20 protein-coding genes and 1 tRNA gene are annotated in these 19,067 nt (G+C 62.3%); 10 read left to right on the top strand and 11 right to left on the bottom strand.

Annotation, left to right across the window (positions count from 1 at the left end):
• Positions 1-115: 115 nt before the first annotated feature.
• Genes nadC through nadA form a run of 4 tightly spaced genes read right to left on the bottom strand, consistent with a single transcriptional unit; the run spans position 116 to position 4,276 of the window.
• Positions 116-967: a carboxylating nicotinate-nucleotide diphosphorylase gene (gene nadC, locus QZ964_RS13985; RefSeq protein ID WP_292532261.1), complete on the bottom strand. Its 852-nt coding sequence runs from the start codon at positions 965-967 to the stop codon at positions 116-118.
• Positions 964-2,508 carry an L-aspartate oxidase gene (locus QZ964_RS13980; RefSeq protein WP_292532260.1) on the bottom strand — a complete coding sequence of 515 codons (1,545 nt, stop codon included), beginning with the start codon at positions 2,506-2,508 and terminating at the stop codon, positions 964-966. Before QZ964_RS13980 ends, nadC begins: the two co-directional genes overlap by 4 nt.
• A 7-nt stretch (positions 2,509-2,515) precedes the next feature.
• On the bottom strand, positions 2,516-3,136 hold the full coding sequence (locus tag QZ964_RS13975; protein WP_292532259.1) for a DUF4202 domain-containing protein: 621 nt from the start codon (positions 3,134-3,136) through the stop codon (positions 2,516-2,518).
• 39 nt (positions 3,137-3,175) lie between these two features.
• Positions 3,176-4,276, bottom strand: a complete 1,101-nt coding sequence (nadA, locus tag QZ964_RS13970) for a quinolinate synthase NadA (protein ID WP_292532258.1) — start codon at positions 4,274-4,276, stop codon at positions 3,176-3,178.
• Between the two features lie 246 nt (positions 4,277-4,522).
• Between nadA and QZ964_RS13965 the strand changes: the two genes are divergently transcribed.
• On the top strand, positions 4,523-5,473 hold the full coding sequence (locus QZ964_RS13965; protein WP_292532257.1) for an aspartate carbamoyltransferase catalytic subunit: 951 nt from the start codon (positions 4,523-4,525) through the stop codon (positions 5,471-5,473).
• A 34-nt stretch (positions 5,474-5,507) separates the two neighbouring features.
• Positions 5,508-5,930 (top strand): hypothetical protein, encoded by a 423-nt coding sequence (locus QZ964_RS13960; protein ID WP_292532256.1) that lies wholly within the window; start codon positions 5,508-5,510, stop codon positions 5,928-5,930.
• Between the two features lie 30 nt (positions 5,931-5,960).
• Here the strand turns inward: QZ964_RS13960 and cysK are convergent, their stop codons facing one another.
• Both cysK and QZ964_RS13950 read right to left on the bottom strand, forming a co-directional pair.
• Positions 5,961-6,944: a cysteine synthase A gene (gene cysK / locus QZ964_RS13955; RefSeq protein ID WP_292532255.1), complete on the bottom strand. Its 984-nt coding sequence runs from the start codon at positions 6,942-6,944 to the stop codon at positions 5,961-5,963.
• A gap of 25 nt (positions 6,945-6,969) precedes the next feature.
• Positions 6,970-7,773 carry a sulfite exporter TauE/SafE family protein gene (locus QZ964_RS13950; RefSeq protein ID WP_292532254.1) on the bottom strand — a complete coding sequence of 268 codons (804 nt, stop codon included), beginning with the start codon at positions 7,771-7,773 and terminating at the stop codon, positions 6,970-6,972.
• 170 nt (positions 7,774-7,943) lie between these two features.
• Between QZ964_RS13950 and QZ964_RS13945 the strand changes: the two genes are divergently transcribed.
• From QZ964_RS13945 to QZ964_RS13925, 5 genes are all read left to right on the top strand, one after another.
• Positions 7,944-8,402, top strand: a complete 459-nt coding sequence (locus QZ964_RS13945; protein ID WP_292532253.1) for an Rrf2 family transcriptional regulator — start codon at positions 7,944-7,946, stop codon at positions 8,400-8,402.
• A gap of 110 nt (positions 8,403-8,512) precedes the next feature.
• Complete coding sequence (locus QZ964_RS13940) at positions 8,513-9,217, top strand: protein-L-isoaspartate O-methyltransferase (protein WP_292532252.1); 705 nt, start codon at positions 8,513-8,515, stop codon at positions 9,215-9,217.
• Positions 9,218-9,313: 96 nt separating this feature from the next.
• Entirely contained in the window at positions 9,314-10,783 is a 1,470-nt protein-coding gene (locus QZ964_RS13935) for a TolC family outer membrane protein (RefSeq protein WP_292532251.1), read from the top strand.
• Between the two features lie 206 nt (positions 10,784-10,989).
• Positions 10,990-11,601: a PopZ family protein gene (locus tag QZ964_RS13930; protein ID WP_292532250.1), complete on the top strand. Its 612-nt coding sequence runs from the start codon at positions 10,990-10,992 to the stop codon at positions 11,599-11,601.
• A gap of 35 nt (positions 11,602-11,636) precedes the next feature.
• The gene (locus tag QZ964_RS13925; protein ID WP_292532249.1) at positions 11,637-11,966 is read left to right on the top strand and encodes a septum formation initiator family protein; all 330 of its coding nucleotides are present in this window, start codon (positions 11,637-11,639) and stop codon (positions 11,964-11,966) included.
• On the opposite strand, the gene QZ964_RS13920 is transcribed toward QZ964_RS13925, so the two are convergent.
• The 5 genes from QZ964_RS13920 to QZ964_RS13900 all read right to left on the bottom strand — a co-directional run bounded on the left by QZ964_RS13920 (position 11,963) and on the right by QZ964_RS13900 (position 14,834).
• A complete protein-coding gene (locus QZ964_RS13920; RefSeq protein WP_292532300.1) occupies positions 11,963-12,853 on the bottom strand; it encodes an MBL fold metallo-hydrolase in 891 nt (296 codons plus the stop codon). The genes QZ964_RS13925 and QZ964_RS13920 overlap by 4 nt on opposite strands.
• A 109-nt stretch (positions 12,854-12,962) precedes the next feature.
• Entirely contained in the window at positions 12,963-13,445 is a 483-nt protein-coding gene (locus QZ964_RS13915; protein ID WP_292532248.1) for an SH3 domain-containing protein, read from the bottom strand.
• Positions 13,446-13,792: 347 nt separating this feature from the next.
• On the bottom strand, positions 13,793-13,993 hold the full coding sequence (locus QZ964_RS13910) for a hypothetical protein (RefSeq protein ID WP_292532247.1): 201 nt from the start codon (positions 13,991-13,993) through the stop codon (positions 13,793-13,795).
• A gap of 191 nt (positions 13,994-14,184) precedes the next feature.
• A complete protein-coding gene (locus QZ964_RS13905) occupies positions 14,185-14,619 on the bottom strand; it encodes a universal stress protein (protein WP_292532246.1) in 435 nt (144 codons plus the stop codon).
• Between the two features lie 139 nt (positions 14,620-14,758).
• Positions 14,759-14,834 (bottom strand) — tRNA-Ala (locus QZ964_RS13900).
• 344 nt (positions 14,835-15,178) lie between these two features.
• On the opposite strand from QZ964_RS13900, the gene QZ964_RS13895 reads away from it, so the two are divergent.
• The 3 genes from QZ964_RS13895 (at position 15,179) to QZ964_RS13885 (ending at position 19,066) form a co-directional block, all read left to right on the top strand.
• On the top strand, positions 15,179-18,316 hold the full coding sequence (locus QZ964_RS13895) for a hypothetical protein (protein WP_292532245.1): 3,138 nt from the start codon (positions 15,179-15,181) through the stop codon (positions 18,314-18,316).
• A 119-nt stretch (positions 18,317-18,435) separates the two neighbouring features.
• Positions 18,436-18,729 (top strand): YggT family protein, encoded by a 294-nt coding sequence (locus QZ964_RS13890; RefSeq protein WP_292532244.1) that lies wholly within the window; start codon positions 18,436-18,438, stop codon positions 18,727-18,729.
• A complete protein-coding gene (locus tag QZ964_RS13885) occupies positions 18,722-19,066 on the top strand; it encodes a DUF167 family protein (protein ID WP_292532243.1) in 345 nt (114 codons plus the stop codon). The genes QZ964_RS13890 and QZ964_RS13885 overlap by 8 nt, the downstream gene beginning before the upstream one ends.
• Position 19,067: the final 1 nt, after the last annotated feature.

The following is a 19,067-nucleotide window of genomic DNA, read 5'->3' as shown; positions in this document are numbered from 1 at the left end:
GGAAGGCATGGCTCCTAAGGGTTTTCGAGCTTGGGAAGGGGGTTATAGCAGCGCGCGCGCCGCCACGAAAGCGCGCGGCGGCTGTGCGCCGCGAAAGCCGGAATGCTCAAAATAATCAAATTATTTCGATATCTAAGCCCACATCAAACGCCGGGGCGGAGTGCGTCAGGGCGCCGACGGAGATCAAGTCGACCCCGGTTTTTGCGATTTCGGCGACGCTCGAGAGCGTAACGCCGCCCGAGGCTTCGCAGATCATCCGACCGCCGACCAGCGTGACGGCGCGGCCCAGATCGTCGGGCGTCATATTGTCGAGCAGCACGGCGTCCGCCCCTTCGTCGAGAACTTCCCGCAGTTGGTCGAGCGTATCGACCTCGATTTCCACCTTCACCAGATGGCCGACATTCGCCTTCGCCGCCCGGAGCGCCGGAATGACGCCGCCGGCGACGGCGAGGTGATTGTCCTTGATGAGCACGGCGTCGTCGAGGCCGAAGCGGTGATTGACGCCGCCGCCGCAGCGCACGGCGTATTTCTCAAAGGCGCGCAGCAAGGGCGTGGTTTTGCGCGTATCGCAAATCCGCGCGGACGTGCCGGCGACCGCGCTGACATAGCGGGCGGTGAGGGTGGCGACGCCCGAAAGACGGCCAAGAAAGTTGAGCGCGACGCGCTCAGCGGACAGTATCGTGCGAGCGGGGCCGGACACGAGCGCGATCGGCGTTCCCGGCTCGACGCGGGCGCCGTCGGTCGAACGCGCCTCGAACAAGATTGCCCGATCCGTCAGCGCGAAGGCGGCGCGCGCCGCCGCAAGCCCAGCGACGACGCCGGAGTCGCGCGCGATGATGGCCGCGCGCGCCTGCGCGCTCGCCGGGATGATCGCCTGCGTCGTAACGTCTCCGGCGCGCCCCAGATCTTCGGCGAGCGCGGCGCGGACCGCCTCCTCGACCAGCAGCGGCGGCAATTCGTAACTCATGAGTCGGCCTCGTCGGCGATGCGCAGGATGGCCTCGAGCGTCATCAGCGAGCGTCGCGCGAACGCAGCGTCGGGTTGGGGATAGTCCGAGCGGAAATGCGCGCCCCTGCTCTCTCGGCGCGCCAGCGCCGCCGCCGCGATGAAAAGGCTTGTCGTCAACATGTTATGCGCCTCGATGTCATTCGTGCGCGACATCATGCGGCGGATCGATCGTAACGCGACGGCCAGTCCCGCGCCATTGCGGATGACGCCGACATTGGCGGACATCAGGTCGCGCAGCTCCTCGATCACCGCAAAGTCGCGATCGCGCGCGGGCGGCTCCATCCGATCCGCCTGCGGTCGCCAGTCGACGGGCGAGAGCGGTGTCGCGCGCACATCCGCCGCCACGCGGGCGCCGAACACGATCGCTTCGAGGAGAGAGTTCGACGCGAGCCGATTCGCGCCGTGAACGCCGGTCGATGCCACTTCGCCGACGGCCCAAAGGCCATCGAGGCTGGTGCGTCCGCGCGCGTCGGTGCAGACGCCCCCCATATGGTAATGCGCCGCGGGCGCGATCGGGATCAGTTCGCGCGAGGGATCGATTCCCGCCCTCATGCAGCTTCCGTAAACCGTGGGAAAGCGCGTCGCGAATTCGGCGCCGACCGCCGAACGGGCGTCAAGGAAAGCGCCATTTCCGGCCTCGATGCTGGCGAACACGCCTCGTGCGACGATGTCGCGGGGCGCGAGTTCGCCGCTTGGATCGATGTCGAGCATAAAGCGTCGGCCGCTGCGGTCCACAATCGTCGCGCCTTCGCCTCGGAGCGCTTCGGTCGCGAGCGGCGCGGGATCGGCGTCGATGTCGATCGCCGTCGGGTGAAACTGAACGAATTCCGCGTCGGCGATCAGCGCGCCGGCGCGCGCCGCCATGGCGAGGCCGATTCCCCGCGCCTCCAAAGGATTGGTCGTGACCCTGTAAAGATGGCCAATCCCGCCGGTCGCGAGAATGAGCGCCGTGCAGGGCGTTTCGCGGATCACGCCGGCATTGTCGCGGGCGCGGACGCCGACCGCGCGGCCGGCGCGCAGCACAATCTCCTGCGCCGAATAGCCCTCGACGATGTGAATCGACGGCGTTCTGGCGACTTCCTTCGCCAGAATCTCCATGATCGCCCGTCCGGCGACGTCGCCTTTGACGCGAACGATGCGCCGGGCTGAATGCGCCGCCTCCTGCGACGGCATGAAGTCGCCGAGTGCGGACCGATCGAACGGCGTTCCCATCGCCGCGAGGTCTTCGATGCGGGCGCGCGCTTCTTGCGCCATGCCGAGCGCGATGTCGCGCTCGACGATGCCGCCGCCCGCCGCCACCGTGTCGTCGGCGTGTTTTTCGGGCGTGTCGCCCTGTTCGACGGCGGCGGCGATGCCGCCCTGCGCCCAAAAGGAAGCGCCGCTGTATCCTATCGGCGTCGGCGCGAAGATCGTCACCGGCGTCGGCGCCAGTTTGAGCGCGCAGAACACGCCCGCGAGCCCGCCGCCGACGATAATGATGGAAGGCTGATTTTCGCGCATCGACCGTCTAGTCGACGGCGACCGCCGCGAGCCGCGCGAGAGCCGCGGCTTCGCGGGCGATCGCGGCTTCGACAAGCTCGCGAGCGCGCGGGGCCAAGGGCAGGGCCACTGCCGCCGCATGGCCCTTGGGCGACATTTTGCACAAGGTCTTGCCGAGAATGTCGACGAGCTTGTCGTCGGCGTAATCTCGATGCTTTTCGAGAAAGTCGTCGAAGTAATGCTCGAGAAAGACGATCGCGGCGATATTTTCGAGCGCTTGCGACTCGGGGTCCTTCTTGAGCTGTTCCTTGCGGATCAGCGCGCCGACATGCGCGATCGCCGGCGCGTCATAGCCATGCGCGCGCATGATCTCCTCGACCAGTTTAGCGTGGTGGATGCGGCAGGCGCGCCGCCAGTCGTTATAGCCGCGACGCCCTTCCTCATATGTCGCGCGGTCGATCTCCCAGCGGCGCAGGTGCTGCGCGCGTGTTGCAATAATGAGGAGATCCGAGGCGTCGGGATAGAGCGCGGCGAGCCGTGCGCTCATGCGCTCGGCGTAGACCAGCTCGAAGACGCGGCCCTCAATCAGGCGGGGGTCGTCGGCATTGGCGGCGTCGATGGCCGCAATCGTCGCATCGAGCGCCGGCATGGTCCGCCCTGTTGAGGTGAGGCCAAAACGGCCCCCAGCTTAGCCCAGATCGATCATCCGTTGCACGCTGCGGCGCGCGCGCTCGGCCACTGCGGGATCGACCGTTACTTCTTCCCGGAGGTAAAGCAGGCTGTCGAGGATTTTCGGCAGAGTGATCCGCTTCATATGCGGGCAGAAGTTGCAGGGCCGCACGAATTCGACGTCCGGCGTTTCGGCCGCGACATTGTCGGCCATTGAGCATTCGGTGACGAGCAGCACGCGGGCCGGCTTCTTGCTGCGCACAAAATCGATCATTGCGGCTGTCGAGCCGGCGAAATCGGCGACCTCAACCACTTCGCGGGGACATTCGGGATGCGCCAGCACCTGCACGCCGGGATGATCGGCGCGATAATTTTCGATCTCTTCGGCGGTGAAGCGCTCATGCACCTCGCAGGCGCCATGCCAGGCGATGATCTTCACCTTCGTCTGCGCGGCGACGTTCTGCGCCAAGTAGCGGTCCGGGACCATGATCACGCGATCGGCGCCGAGGCTCTCGACGACTTTGACCGCGTTCGACGAGGTGCAGCAGATGTCCACTTCCTCCTTCACGTCGGCCGAGGTGTTCACATAGGCGACGACGGGAACGCCGGGATATCGCTTGCGCAAGGCGCGCACGTCGGCGCCGGCGATCGACTCTGCAAGGGAGCAGCCCGCTTTAAGGTCGGGCATGAGCACCAGCTTGTCAGCATTGAGCAGCTTCGACGTTTCGGCCATGAAATGCACGCCGCCCTGAACGATGATGTCGGCGTCGGATTTCGCGGCGAGCTTGGCGAGCTGCAGGCTGTCGCCGATATGATCGGCGACGCAATGGTAGATTTCCGGCGTCATGTAGTTGTGCGCGAGTATGGTGGCGTTGCGCACATGCTTGAGATCGTTGATCGCCTTCACATAGGGGGCGTGGAACGGCCACTCGACGGGCGGGATGACCCTCGCCACGCGTTCGTAAAGATGCGCGGTTGCGGCCTGCACCTCCGGAGTCCATTCCAGAACGGGGCGGGGCAGGGCCGGAAACCGGCCGCCAGGGCCAACGCCGAGCGCGTTCGCCGGAGGCTCGCGCGCAGCGCTCGAAACGCCGCGCCTATCGGCAGTCAGGTGGGTCATGGTTTCAACGCCTCCTACTTATACTCAAAATGAGTATAAGTAGACCCGATAAAATCTCCGAGACGGATCCCCGCTCGGAGCGTTCAAGCTTTGCAGACTAAGCTGCGGCTTAAATTCACGCAACCTTCGTCGCGCAAGAAATGTGCTCGGGCCGAGCATATGTCAAGGACGCGAGCCGCGATCGACAACTGCAGCGCGGCGGCGACAGGCGCTTCCGGCGCTGGGCAAAGCTGCTATAGACGGCGCATGCAAACAGGGGCGACGCAGGCTTCTTTTCCGCACCGGCACCTTCTCGGGATCGAGGGTCTGGCCCGTCCCGACATTGAGGTTCTTCTCGACATGGCCGAGGAGGCGATCGAAGTGTCCCGGCGCGTTGACAAGAAGCGTTCGAATTTGCGCGGGCGCACGCTCATAAATCTGTTTTATGAGCCCTCGACCCGCACGCAGGCGTCCTTCGAGATCGCGGGAAAGCGTCTGGGCGCCGACGTGATGAACATGTCGGTCGCGCGCTCCTCGGAATCAAAGGGCGAGACGCTGATCGACACGGCAGTGACGCTCAACGCGATGCGGCCGGACATCATCGTGGTCCGCCATGCTCATGCCGGGGCGGCGCTGCTTCTGGCGCGGAAGGTAGACTGCTCGGTGGTGAACGCCGGCGACGGCGCGCATGAACACCCGACCCAGGCGCTGCTCGACGCGCTGACGATCAGGCGCAACAAGGGCCGCATCGAAGGGCTGACAGTGGCGATCTGCGGCGACATTCTGCACTCCCGCGTCGCCCGGTCGAACATTCTGCTTCTCGGCGCGCTCGGCGCCCGCGTGCGGGTGATCGGGCCCTCGACGCTGGCGCCGGACAGTCTCTCGCGGCTCGGCGTCGAGGTGTTTCACGACATGCGGCGCGGGCTCGAGAGCGCCGACATTGTCATGATGCTGCGGCTTCAGCGCGAACGCATGGCCGGCGCGCTGACGCCGAGCGCTCGCGAATATTTCCATTTCTTCGGACTCGATGAGGAGAAGCTTGCTTGCGCCGCGCCGGATGCGGTGGTGATGCATCCCGGGCCGATGAACCGCGGCGTCGAGATCGACTCTGCCGTAGCGGACAGCGCGCGCTCGCTCATTCGCGAACAGGTCGAAATGGGCGTTGCGGTGCGGATGGCGGTGCTCGAAGCGCTCGCGCAGCATTTGCCGAATGTGTAAGCTTGCCAAAAATCAATGACGCCAGGGGAGTGAAATGGTCAGACTCGTCCGTTTTGTAGGACTCGTCATACAGTCGATCCTCATCCAATTCTTGCACGTTTTCGGGCTTGTCGCTTTCCTCATCGCGATGGCGCTTGGCTATTTCCGATTGCCGTCCTGGCTCGTGCCGATCGTCGGCATCATCTGTGGCGTCATCGCCGACAAATTCATCGATCAAAGCGAAGTTGTCGGCATTCTGGAGAAGGCGGCGTCGGCGAATATGCGGGGCGGTTTTTTGGTGATCGTCTATATCGTGATCGTCGCGGTCGGCTATGTCGTCGGCGGCTATTCGCGACAGATGCTTCAGCGCCGCAAGATCGCGCAGGCGGCGCCGACGGCGCCGACGCCCGCGCCACAGCCGAGCCCTGCGCCAAAGCAGCCGCAAAAGCGCAAGAGAGGCGGATCGTCGAAAGGCTGAAGAATACGCAAGCGCTCGCGCGCCAGCGCCTTACAGCCCCTCGAAGAGCGCCGTCGAAAGATAGCGTTCGGCGAAGGAGGGGATTATCACGACGATATTCTTGCCGGCGGCCTCGGGGCGGTTCGCGATTTCCAGCGCGGCGGCGACCGCCGCGCCCGAAGAGATGCCGACCGGAATGCCTTCGATTCGCGCAAGCAGGCGCGCCGTTTCGAACGCCGTCTGATTGCCGATGGTGACGATCTCGTCGATGACGCTTCGATCGAGAATCGGCGGCACGAAGCCCGCGCCGATGCCCTGTATCTTGTGCGGACCCGGCGGGCGGCCGGAAAGCACCGCCGAATCTTCCGGCTCCACCGCCACGATGCGCACGCCGGGCCGGCGCGCCTTGAGCGCCTGGCCGACGCCGGTGATCGTGCCGCCGGTGCCGACGCCGGAAACGAAATAGTCGACTTCGCCGTTGGTGTCGTTCCAGATTTCCTCCGCCGTCGTCGCGCGGTGAATCTCGGGATTGGCGGGGTTCTCGAACTGCTGCGGGATGACGGCGTCGGGGTTCTCGGCGGCGAGTTCGTTGGCTTTGGACAGCGCGCCCTTCATGCCCTGCGAGGCCGGGGTGAGCACCAGTTCGGCGCCGAGCAGCGCCAGCATCTTGCGCCGCTCCAGCGACATCGACTCGGGCATGACGAGAATGAGTCGATAGCCGCGCGCCGCCGCGACGAAGGCAAGGGCGATGCCGGTGTTGCCCGAGGTCGGTTCGATCAGCACCGATTTGCCTGGCGTGATCCGGCCGCTGTTCTCGAGCGACTCGATCATGCTGACGCCGATACGATCTTTCACGCTCGCGATCGGATTGAAGAATTCGAGCTTGGCGAGGAGATTGGCCTCCACGCCGCGCTCTCGCGCCAGCCGGTCGAGCCGAACCAGCGGCGTATCGCCGATCGTCTGGGTGATCGAATCGTAGATTCGGCCTCGGCCGGGTTTCGACGGCGGGGTGAACTTTGGCGCGGTCTGCAACATGTCGCACTCCTGAGCGAAGTCGGGACTAAATCGAGAGTTTGATTCCGACGAGCGCCATGACGCTCGCCAGCGCCGGGCGCAAATAGCGATCTGGCACGCGCGCGGCGAAATGCGCGCCAATGGCGATGCCAGGAATTGAGCCGATCAGCAGCGAGAGCAGCAGCACCCAATCGACGCCGCCCATCAGCCAGTGCCCGAAGCCGGCGATCAGCGTCAGCGGCACGGCATGGGCGATGTCGGAGCCGACGAGACGCGCGGTCGGCGTATGCGAATAGAGCGCCAGCAGCACGGTCATGCCGATCGCGCCGGCGCCGACCGAGGAAATCGAAACCAGCACCCCGAGAAAGACGCCGAGAGTCACGGTCAGGCCGAGCAGGCGATTGTCGCTCATGTTGTTGGTGTGTTTCGCGATATGATCGAGAAGCCAGCGACGAAAAAGGATGGAGAAGGCGGTGAGAATGAGGGCGAATCCCAGGGCCGAGGTGATCAGACCATTGGCCGCGTGGCCGCTCGACTTGCCGAGCCAGGAGAGAAGGATCAGGCTCGCAATGGTCGCCGGCACGCTGCCATAGGCCAGCCGGCGGGTGATGCGCCAATCGACCGTGCCATGCAGGGCGTGAACGAGCGTGCCGTTTGTCTTGGTGATGGCGGCATAGAGCAGGTCGGTGCCGACGGCGGTCGTGGGGGCGATGCCGAAGCCCAGCATCAGAATCGGCGTCATCAGCGAGCCGCCGCCGACGCCGGTGAACCCAACAAGCGCGCCAACAGCGAAGCCAGAAACGGAATAGAGCGGATTAATTGCGCTCAAAGCGTCGAAAATTTCCGCCATTCTTCCTTTACCCGACAGGTGACCTAAATTTTACTCTATAAAGATAGTCAACTTTGTCAATTCGAGGCTATGGGCTGTCCCGCGATCAATTATAAAAACCTGCAGAGTTGCACTAATATGGCGACGAAGAGGGAATCGCGCGATCGGCGCTGACCCTAAGGTCCAAGGGAATGCTGACGAAAAAAGCCAAATATGGCCTCAAGGCCATGGTTCACCTCGCCGGGGTGCGGCCGGGGGAGACCGCTCTGGTTGCTGAGATCGCCGCCGCGAACCAAATTCCAAAAAAGTTTCTCGACGCAATTTTGGGCGAACTGCGGAACGCGGGCTTCGTGCATTCGAAAAAGGGCAAGGGCGGCGGCTATATGTTGGCGCGCCCGCCAGAGGATATCGGCGTCGGCAATATCGTGCGCACGCTCGATGGGCCGCTGGCGCCGATTCAATGCGCGAGCAAGACCGTTTATCGTCGATGCGACGATTGCGCCGACGAGACGCGATGCGCGGTTCGTCTCGTCATGCTGCGCGCGCGAGAAGCGATCGCCGATGTTCTCGACAAGACGTCGCTCGAACAAATGCGCCGATTGGGGGCGGGCGACGACAGCGTCCGTCTGCTCGTCGGCGCGGAGCTGTGAGGCCATGGAGTAGCCATGGACTTGCCGCAAGACGGCGCCTATAAAGCTGCGACGGCGTTTCCTGCGCTGCAGCATCTCCCTCGAGGGGCCGGCGCGTGGCCGGAAATCGAATGTTGGACGTGGTGGCGCGAGTGGCGAAAACTGGCAAGGCGACGGCGACGCTTCGGCATACGATGGTTGAGCGCCAGCTCCGTCCTTTCGACGTTACGGATGTTCCCTTGCTCGAGCGCTTCCTTAGCGTTCCGCGAGAACTTTTCCTTTCCGATTCGCTCGCGCCGCTCGCCTATTCGGATCTCGCGGTCGCCGTGAAGTCGGCCGGCGGGCGCCGGCGCAGTCTGCTGCCGCCGCTCGTGCTGGCGCGAATGCTTCAGGCCGCCGGCATCAAAGAGACCGACAAGGCGCTCGACATTGGCGGCGCCGGCTATTCCGCCGCGTTGCTCTCCGGACTTGCGGAGAAGGTCGTCGCGCTCGAGTGCGATCCTGATCTATTTGCGCGCGCCCAAGCAGGGCTCGACGCGCTGGGCTGCGAAAACGTGCAGTTGGAGTTGGGGCCGCTGGAAATGGGCTGCCGCAGCGCTGCGCCTTACGACGTGATCATCGTCCAGGGACATGCGGAGGCAGGCCTCGACGGCTTGTTTGAGCAGCTGACGCCCGACGGCCGATTGCTGGCGATCGTCACGCCGGAGCCGCGCGGCGGCCAGCAAGTCGTGCGTTTCGAGCGCCAAGCCGGTCGCGCCGCGGGAGAACGGCCGCTTTTCTCGGCCAGCGCGCCGGTTCTCGAAGGATTCGGTCAGGCCCCTGGATTCAGTCTATAGCGCCGGCCAAATTCACATCGTCCAGCGTTGCGTTCGGCGTTCATCGTTGCAACTCACCGGCCGCAAAACGGGCGCGCGAGGATAGGTTGAAGAACAATGGCGACTGACGGAGGTGGTCTCGGAGGGCGGCGATCAGCCTGCTTCCCGTACTGCGCGGTCGCCGTCCTGGCGTTTGCATTCGTCTCGGTCGCGACCGATCAGGCTGCAGCCGAAAGTCTGCTCTCGGCTCTGGCTCGCGCCTATTACGTCAATCCCGACCTCAACCAGAGCCGCGCCAATGTGCGGGTGCGCGACGAGGACGCGCCGAAAGCCAAGGCGGGCCTCCGGCCGAAGGCGAGCATCACGGCTCAGGCCGGCGCGCAATACGCCGCAATCAAGATTCCGTTTGGCGGCAGCTCCAGCCAACAGGCCGGCGCCGCATCGGGCGCCAGCGGCGATTTCCAAGATACATATGTGGGCTATCCGCGCGGCGCGACGCTCAACCTGTCGCAGACGTTGTTCGACGGCTTCAAGACCGAAAATTCCGTGCGGCAGGCAGAATCGGGCGTGTTCGCGGCGCGATCGACGATGCGGCTGACCGAACAGGCGACCCTTCAGAACGGCGCGACCGCCTATATGAACGTGCTGCGCGACACGGCGGTCGTATCCTTGCGCAAGAACAACATTGCGGTGCTGGACGAGCAGCTCAAGCAGACCCGCGACCGTTTCCAGGTTGGCGAGGTGACGCGAACCGACGTAGCCCAGGCGGAAGCCTCGGTCTCTTTGGCCCGTTCGGAATTTTACGCCTCGCAGGCGCAGCTGAAAAACAGCATGGCGAATTATCGCCAGATCATCGGCGTCGAGCCGAAACGTCTGGAGCCTGGGCGCAGCCTCGAGCCTTTGCTGCCAAAGTCGCTTGAGGCGGCGATCGCCATCGCAATCGTGGAGCATCCCGGCGTGACGGCGGCGCTGCATCAGGTCGACGCCGCGGCGCTTGCGGTCAAGGTCGCGGAAGCCGCCTTGATGCCTAATCTCTCGGTCAACACCCAGGTTTCGAATCAGTACGATTCATTTTTGGGACTGCCGGGCTCCAAGCAGTTCACCGCTTCCGCGATCGGACAACTGAATGTGCCGCTCTATCAGGGCGGCTCAGAATACGCCTCGATCCGACAGGCGAAAGAGCAACTTGGGCAGGCAAGGCTCAATGCGGACGTGCAGCGCGACAGCGTGCGCGCCAGCGTCGTTTCGAGCTACGGACTCCTCGAAACCGCGAAGGCTTCGATCGCTTCTGGCCAGGCGGCGGTCAAGGCCGCGGAGACGGCGCTCGCCGGCGTGCGCGAAGAAGCCAAGGTCGGCCAGCGCACGACCCTCGACGTATTGAATGCCCAGCAGTCGCTCCTTAACGCCAGAGTCAATCTCCTCACCTCCCAGCGGGATCGCGTTGTCGCTTCCTACGCTGCGCTGGGTTCGATCGGCCGCCTGTCGGCGCAAGAGCTCGACCTCGCCGTTGCGCTCTATGATCCGAGCGTTCATCTCGATCAGGTGCAGGAGAAGTGGTTCGGTGTCGACACGCCCGACGGCCAATAAGAATTTCGCGAATGCGGGTGACATCATAACGCGAAAAGTGTCGAATTCAGTCGGACCGAGTTGATTCGCCGTCTTGGCGCAATCGGAGATCCGGCCACCCTCATGCGCGGACTTTCCGCGCAAAGCGACAGAATTCCATGAGCGCAGCCAACGCATCCGCTCCTTCGCGCCCGATTCAGGACGAAGCGCGTGCGAACGAGCCGTCAATGGAGGAAATTCTCGCTTCCATCCGTCGCATCATCGCCGACGACGACAATATGCCGGGCATGCGTCGCGACGTTCGCCGCCGCGGGCGCGCCGACATCGACGAAGGACCCACGGCGCACAGCGCCTATCCGACGCCGGTGCTCGAGCGCCGCCAGGACGAGCCACCACTGTCGCCTGCCGACGCGTTTAATGGCGAGATGGAGGACGCGGGGGCGGTTCGGCTGTTGTATGTCGCCGACGGTGCGGGGCGGGCGTTAGCGGACCCTTCGTCGCAAGCCGGAGAAACGTCAGAAGGCGAAAGGGTGACCGAAGAGGCAAATCCCGGCACAAAGATCGCCGATTCGACCCCCAGCCAAGAACGTCCGCTGCTGTCGGCCGAATCGGCTGCGAAAGTCGCGTCGCAGTTTCAGGCGCTTGCCGCTGGCGTGGCGTTCCGCGAAAGCGACATTCTCGACCGATGCGCTCAAGAAATGCTGCGGCCGATGGTCGAGCAATGGCTCAACGAGAATCTTCCGTCGCTCGTGGAGCGGCTCGTGCGCGGCGAAATTGACCGGATCACGCGGGCAGGAAGCCGATTTCCGGCCGCAACCGCCAAATCGAACGAGCCTTAACGGCGCATAAACGCGTCAGAGCTAGGGTGGCGGTCATGCATCGCCTTCGAGTTCTCGTTCGCGCGCTTGTGCTTCCGCTCAGCCTCTACTCTGTGGCCGGCGTCACGGCGGCATATTTCGTCTGGCACGGCGTTCACGGCCAGCGCGGGCTGAAGACCGGCGAGGAATATGAGCAGAAGCTCGAACAGCTGCGCCTGGAGCGCAATATTCTCAAGCTTCAACGCATGCTTTGGGAAAGCCGTCTGGCGCTTATCAAGGGCCAGACCGTCGACGCCGACATTCTGGATGAAGAAGCCCGCAAGCGGCTTGGGCGCGCGCATAAGAACGACGTTGTGATATTTCTGCCGGCTACGAAGGCGCCTTAACCCTCGCGGCGCCAGAAGCGCGCCTGTAGGACAGGCCGTCCCGCGCAATCGACAAGACCGCGCGCGATCAGATCTTCAAGATGCGCGAGCGCGGTCATCGCCGCAGCCGGATGGAGGCGTTCGTCGACGCCGGCGTAGATGTGCGCGACGATCTCGGCAATCGTCTCGTCTCCCGTTTCGAGACGCCGTAAGATCGCGGTTTCGCGTCCGCGCCGATGATGAACCAGGGCGCGCAGAAAACGAGGAGGATCGCACACCGGACCGCCGTGCGCCGGCCAGTAGATGCGGTCAGGTCGCGCAAGCAGCCGCTCAATCGAGGCCAAATAGTTGCTCATTGAACCGTCGGGCGGCGCGATCACGGTCGTCGCCCAGGCCATGACATGGTCGCCGGTGAAGAGCGCCCGCTCCTCGGCGAGCGCGAAGCACAGATGGTTCGCGGTGTGACCCGGGGTCGCCACGGCGACGAGCGAACCGCCGCCGATTACAAGTTCGTCGCCGTCTGTCAGCACAATGTCCGGCGCGTAGGTCAGATCGTGGGCCGCGTCGAGATTGGGGCCGCCGGCGCCTGGCGGCTCACGAGGCGTGTAGGGAGCGCATCCGGCGATCGTCGCGCCCGTGGCCTGCCGCAAGGCTCGCGCAGCCGGCGAGTGGTCGCGATGCGTATGGGTGACGAGCACATAGCGCAGTCTTTCGCCGGCAATCGCGGTAAGCAGCGCTTCGATATGACGCGGGTCGTCAGGCCCGGGATCGATGATCGCCACATCGCCGGCTCCGACGACATAACTGCACGTTCCCGTATGGGTGAATGGACCGGGATTAGGCGCGAGCGCGCGCCGCGTCAGCGGCGAAACGCGCGCTGTAGCGGGTCGGGAGGTCTCGACTCGAATGACGGCGCCCTCAAATGCGGCCGATGGCCAAAAGTCATCATAGGGCGTCGAAGGAGGCTCCGAAAGAGCGGCGCGGCGAAGGCGGAGGGGCCATAGCCGCGCCGCGCAATCACATCGGGAAAAGCGAGTTCTGGCGCTGTAGCTCGGACTGGATGGCGTAGCCAGATTTGCCGCCGAACGTGACCTTGCACCAGGTGACGCCGCCCGTGCCGGCGACGCATCCGCCCATATTGACCGTCTGATTCTCGGGGATGCTGCCGAGGATCTTGTAGTTGACGCCGGGGCCCTTGTAGATCGCAACGACATTATTCGTAACGACCGGCGCGACGAGGACATTATTTCCCTGCGTCCCGAGCACGCCCGCGGCGACGAAGCCGTGCACCGGGCCGGCCTGAATCTCGCACCAATCACGCTTCCAGCCGCCTCCGCAATCGATCACCGTCACATCGGTGCCGGCGGGCAAGGTGGCGATGACGCGCCATTTCGGGCTGGGGCCGGACCGGACATTGGCGGGGCTGGTCACCGGATCGGCGACCGCTGCTCCCCCGAACAGAACGGCGGCGGCTGCGGCGAGTCCAAGTATTTTATTCATTTTCTACCTCCCAGTTACAAAATTTGGCCTTATCAGCGCGAGGCTCTGGCTCTTCAGGAGTAACGAAAACAGAACGAAACGGTTCCGCCCAAGGCCACAATCCTCGTAAGCAATTCTCATATTCCCACGCTTCGATTTAGCCAAGCCGTGGCCGAGAGCGCCAGAACCAGTTCGATTTAAGGTTAGCCGCTCGGCGATAGAACGGACGCCGCGAACTTTCCACATGAAAAAGGCGGCTTCGCCTTCAAGGAAGACGCAAGCCGCCAAGTTTTTCACGCGCGAAACTCAAAAACGCACGCTCCGGGCCGGACCCCTTTATAAACGCGGCGCCCGGCGCGAACTCCCGCTCAGTCGAAAACCGATCCCAGCGCGACCCCAAGCAGACCGACGACGACCGCCGCCGGAAACACCGCATAGCCGCCCATCAGCAGCGCGCCGATCACGCCGCCGATCGCCGCTGCGATGACGCCGCCGACGATCTTGCCGGTGTGGCTCTCAGCCTTTTCCGTCGCCGAACCGTCGGCGCTGTGCATGGCCTCTTTCGACATGGCATCCTCCCGCGAAAACACGTGATCGCCGCATCGACGGGTCGTTAGCAAAGTCACGTGAGAGCGTGATGAGAGTTTCGTGAAGGCGTCGTCATTGCGGCGCCATTTTAGCTTCATCATCGCGCGGGGCCTGTCGGCGTTTCCGCAGGCGATTGTTGAACCAGCGCCGGCAGATGCGCGCGCCGACGTCGTTACGGCGACGCGCCGCGCACCACCAGCACCGAACAATTTGCGTGATTGACGATCGTCGTGGCGTTGGAGCCGATGAGAAAACGATCCATCCCGGGCCGATGCGAGCACAACACGATGAGATCGGCGCCCCATTCCTCGGCTTCGGCCAAGACCTTTTGATAGACCGGACCGAACAGAAGCGTTGTGGACACGCGCTCCGGCGCGCAGTCGATCCTGGCGGCGACCGCCGCTATTTCCTTCTCGAGGCCTTGACGCACCTGAAGGTCAAAATTCTCGGGCACGTAGTCGAGAAAGGAGATCGGCAGGAGCGATTGCACGTTGACGAGGCGCATGTCGCTGTCGAACGCCTTCGCCAATCCCTGTGCGACGGCGATCGTGCTGTCGGTCATAGCGCGTTCGGTGATATCGATCGGTAGAAGAATTTTGCGATACATCGGCGCGCTCCGGGGAGATTCTCCTACCGGATATGGCGCAGCATCCACACGAAACAATCGATAGCAATTGAGTATCCGACGCGCGCATGGCAGGCCCGCCCGCTTCGCGGAATGCGGCTTCGATCATTCGCCGGGGATATGGTGGAGCTGGGGGGATTCGAACCCCCGACCTCTGCAGTGCGATTGCAGCGCTCTCCCATCTGAGCTACAGCCCCGCTCCGGCGCGTGGGGTACACGGGGGGCGATTTCCTGTCAATTGCATTTGGCCTCGCGGCCGAACTGCAGCCTACGCTTGCCATGGGAAATTCTTGCCGCATAATAATACGTTGGGCGCGGGTCGTCGTTAATGCGAAGCCAACGCTAGGTATTGGTAATAGGTATTGGCTGATAAAAAAAAGCCAAACTCGTTGCTTGAGCATTATGGTTTACGCAAGCGCCGAGATGCTTGCGAATTTTAATAGGGGCGTTTGGCCTATCGAATGCCAGTCGCTGCGCGGCGTGGCACCCTCTTTCTGATGTTGGCGCTGCGAAGGCGCAAAAGTGATTTTGGAGTACGGCTATGTCTGACGATGAGAAAAAAGCCTCTGGAGGCATTGGCTCGAACAGCGCAATCGTCGTCGCTCTTTTCGCTACAGGCGCATACTTTTATGCGCAGCAGGCGCCGTTTACCGTATTACGCCCGCCACCAATGGAATCCCGGATAGAAGAGAAATTTCACTCAGAGGACGTGGAGGCGCGGCTCTGGCAGGATCCCTTTGATACCATCGCGCGCCAAATCAAGAAAGTAGACCCTGAAGAGAGGAAGGAATGCGAGGACGCCTGGACAAGGAAAGTTCTGACGATTCCGCTACATTGTCGTCCGCCGTTCGTCGATGAAGGCGGCAAATTGCGCGCCGAAGTCGGCGGCACGCGCATCATCGCCGTAACTGCGCCAGGCGCCTCCTATTTCGAGGACAGCGAAACGCGTCGTCGACTCCGGTATGCCGTGCTCAGCGGGCTGCATCTCGAAGGCTATGAGCCGCGTAGCGAGCAGCATATGGGCTACTTCCGACCTCGCGACCATGAGATGAACGGCTTTCCGGTCGCCATTCCCTATGAATGGTTTGATCACGAGACACAAAAATCGAGGCGGATACTTCTTTTATGGATCGATGAGGACGTGCTGTCCGATACGAGTGACCCGTTGCAAAGGATATTGGCTCTTAAGACGATGCTTTGCGCATCAGCAAGCGCCACCCAATGCGCCGCGATGAGTTACCAAGTCTTGGGCCCATACTCTTCCGGCATTCTTCGGCAGATCGCCATCGCGAAAGTGCGTAAGCCAGAAGCGCTAAAGGCGCCGACCCCCGTTCGAAGCAGAACAAGGACTGCGTCATTGTCGCCCCTAACTTACCCTTCAGAGAAAGATGGAAGATCTGATGACGCTCAGTTCTACGTATTTGGCGCGACAGTGAGCGACGAACAGCTCGGGATCAAGAACATTCCTGAGCGGGTCTTCCGTACCAATGGGCAGGACGATTCCTTAGCGCGGGCTATAACGGCCGAATTGAATCAAAGAGGCGTAAACCCCGGCTCGGCTGGATTTCTCAATGCACGCAAGGAACAGCAGATCGTATTGATATCAGATCGTGACACGCTATATGGACGCGCCATGATACAAGCTCTCGCTCGAGAGTTCCAATGTCCGCGTGTGTTCGGCAAGGATACTCAGAAGTGTCTGGAAGAATTTGCAAGGAATGGGCCGCCAGCGTGGATTTACACGAGAACCTATCATCGGGGCCTCGATGGCATGCTGCCCCCAACCAGCACGGGCGGGAAGTCAAAATTCGAAAACGCGGACAAGAACGGCGCGAACGAGAGTTTGAAGGCTCGAGAGGACACTAAAGCGCTTGAGCGTCCTTTTGGGCAGGACCAATTCGATTATCTGCGCAGGTTGGCGGCGAGCCTCAAAGAGAAGGATAATGATCTCCGAGCCCAAGGCGAGGAAGGCATAGCGGCGATTGGGGTGTTGGGCAATGATGTATTCGACAAGCTACTCGTCCTGCGCGCGCTTAGACCGCTGTTTCCCGAGGCGGTTTTTTTCACGACCGACTATGACGCTGCGCTCGCTGGTCAGGAGGACCTCCAATGGACCCGCAATCTGATCATCGCGTCAAGCTACGGACCCACGCTGTCAGAAGAGCTCCAGCAAGACATCCCGCCATTTCGATCCACGTACCAGACAGCCGCTTTTCTCGCAGCCCGTTTGGCGGCGCAAGAAGAAGATGCGAAAGAGAACAGAGGCTTACGCAAAAAAATCAGGGATGGGATTTCGTACCCACGAATGTTTGAGATTGATCGGCGCGGAGGAGTGATCGCATTACCCACAAAAATAGAAGTGAGCGGAGAGGCGCAGCGGGCAAGCGATGAAATCCATCCAACCATACCCGCGCTATATACTAAGCTTTCACCAAAAAGCACAGCCGGGCTTGTTGGGATACTTGCTCTTTTGACTGCAGTAGTTTCGGCCTTCTATTGGAATAGAATGATATTTCCATTTCTTCGTGCGTCTTGCATTGGCCTCGCGGCGATACTGGTGCTTGGCGCCGGAGTTATTGCGAGATGGGATTTCTTTGCTGAGGCGGCCACGGAACATGGATTGGGCGAGCCTATAGCTTGGACTCAGGGCATATCCGTCTGGCCGTCGATCGCGCTGCGCGTCATTGCCGCCATACTCGCATTTTGCCTGATCTTCGATGCTCGAAGGGAGCTTCGGAACAATCTTGCGCAGGTTCAAGCCAGATTCTTCGGCGAAAATCCCACTGGGAAGACTGACGAAAAGTCCGTTCGTACCCAGGGGGGATCGTTTCCGATTACATGGGGGATGCTTTGCTATCATCTGCCCGAAACGGAAGACAAGAACGGGAGAGTTCACATCAGGCAAATCTGGAATGCGTATGTGAAGAAAAGTGCGCTTTGGCCAAGCACGTATCGCATAGCCGTATACGTGGTTTTGATGCTGATGCTATTTACGTTTCTGACGTTTATCTTCGGCACGCCCAACGTGCCCTGGCGCGGCGAACTGAGGAAAGTGTACTCCGACGTGACGGTTCCCGTCGTATTTCTAATGCTCATCCTGATTTTCTTGGTCGTGGATTCCACATTGCTTTGCCTGCGCTTTGTAAGCGCCTTACGAAAGCACAAGACCCTCTGGCCGCCCGAAACGCATCTCGCCTTCGAGAAAAAGCTCGAGCTTCAAGATCCACTAATCGACGAGTGGATTGACCTCAATTTCATAGCGAGCCGCACAAACTGTATTAGTAAACTGATCTATTTTCCCTTTGCTATTTTTGCTTTGATGATCATGTCCCGCAGCACTGCTTTTGCGGAGTTTGCGTCGAGCGTGCCAATTCTGGCAACACAAATCGTAGGCTTCATTATTATCTTTGGCTGCGCTATGGCGCTTTGCTTCAATGCCGAAAAGGCCCGCGAGACTGCAAAGACACGTCTGACGAAAAGGCTTGTCGCGGTCAAAGCGCTGGAGGGTTCGGATAGGAAGGCCGCGCAGCTGGAAACGCTGCTCAAACTCGTCGATGGACTGCGGGAAGGCTCGTTCGTGCCGCTTTCGCAACAGCCGCCCATTCGCGCGCTGCTTTTGCCGATCGGCGGCCTCGGATGGACGGCGCTGCTCGATTACCGGCTGCTGCCCGGGCTCTGACGGCGTGCCACGCCGGCGGTGGATCCATGCAGGACCGACGGGAGCGGCCCGGCCAAGGATTGCCGCGGCGCGGCGGGGAGGCTAGACAGTCGGCAGCTTCATCCGCTGGAACTCGCCTCATGTCCTACGCAATGGTCAAACTTCTTCTCACGATCATCGATATTTACTGGTGGATTCTGCTCGCCACGGTGATCGTGTCCTGGCTGACGGCTTTCGATGTCATCAATATGCGCTCGAACGCCGCCTATTCGATCTGGAAATGGCTGAACGCCATGACCGAACCGCTGCTCGGACCGATCCGCTCGGTGCTGCCGAGCGTCGGCGGCCTCGACATTTCGCCGCTCATTCTGCTGCTGCTGATGCAGTTCCTGCGCGACGCCATCGCCAGCAGCGCCGGCGCCGCATTTGGGTGAGGGAGGCGCGGAGAAAGCATCTTCCCCATGGGCGGCGGAGTCGGGAGGCGTCGCGCTTTACGTGCGGCTGACGCCTAAGGGCGGACGCGACGCGGTCGAAGGCGTCGAGGCGCTCGCCGATGGTCGCAGCGTGCTGAAGGCGCGGGTGCGCGTCGCGCCGGAGAACGGCCGGGCGAATGAGGCGCTGATCGCGCTGATCGCCTCTGTGCTGCGCGTTCCCAAGAGCGCGGTCTCGATCCGCGCCGGCGCGACAAGCCGCGTCAAAACAATCTTCGTTGCGGGAGCGCCCGCGCTTTATCTCGACGCGCTGGCGAAGCTGGCGCCAACGGACGGTTAGG

The organism is Methylocystis sp., assembly GCF_021731785.1.
Classification (GTDB): domain Bacteria; phylum Pseudomonadota; class Alphaproteobacteria; order Rhizobiales; family Beijerinckiaceae; genus Methylocystis.
This window is presented reverse-complemented; position numbering and strand designations above follow the sequence as displayed.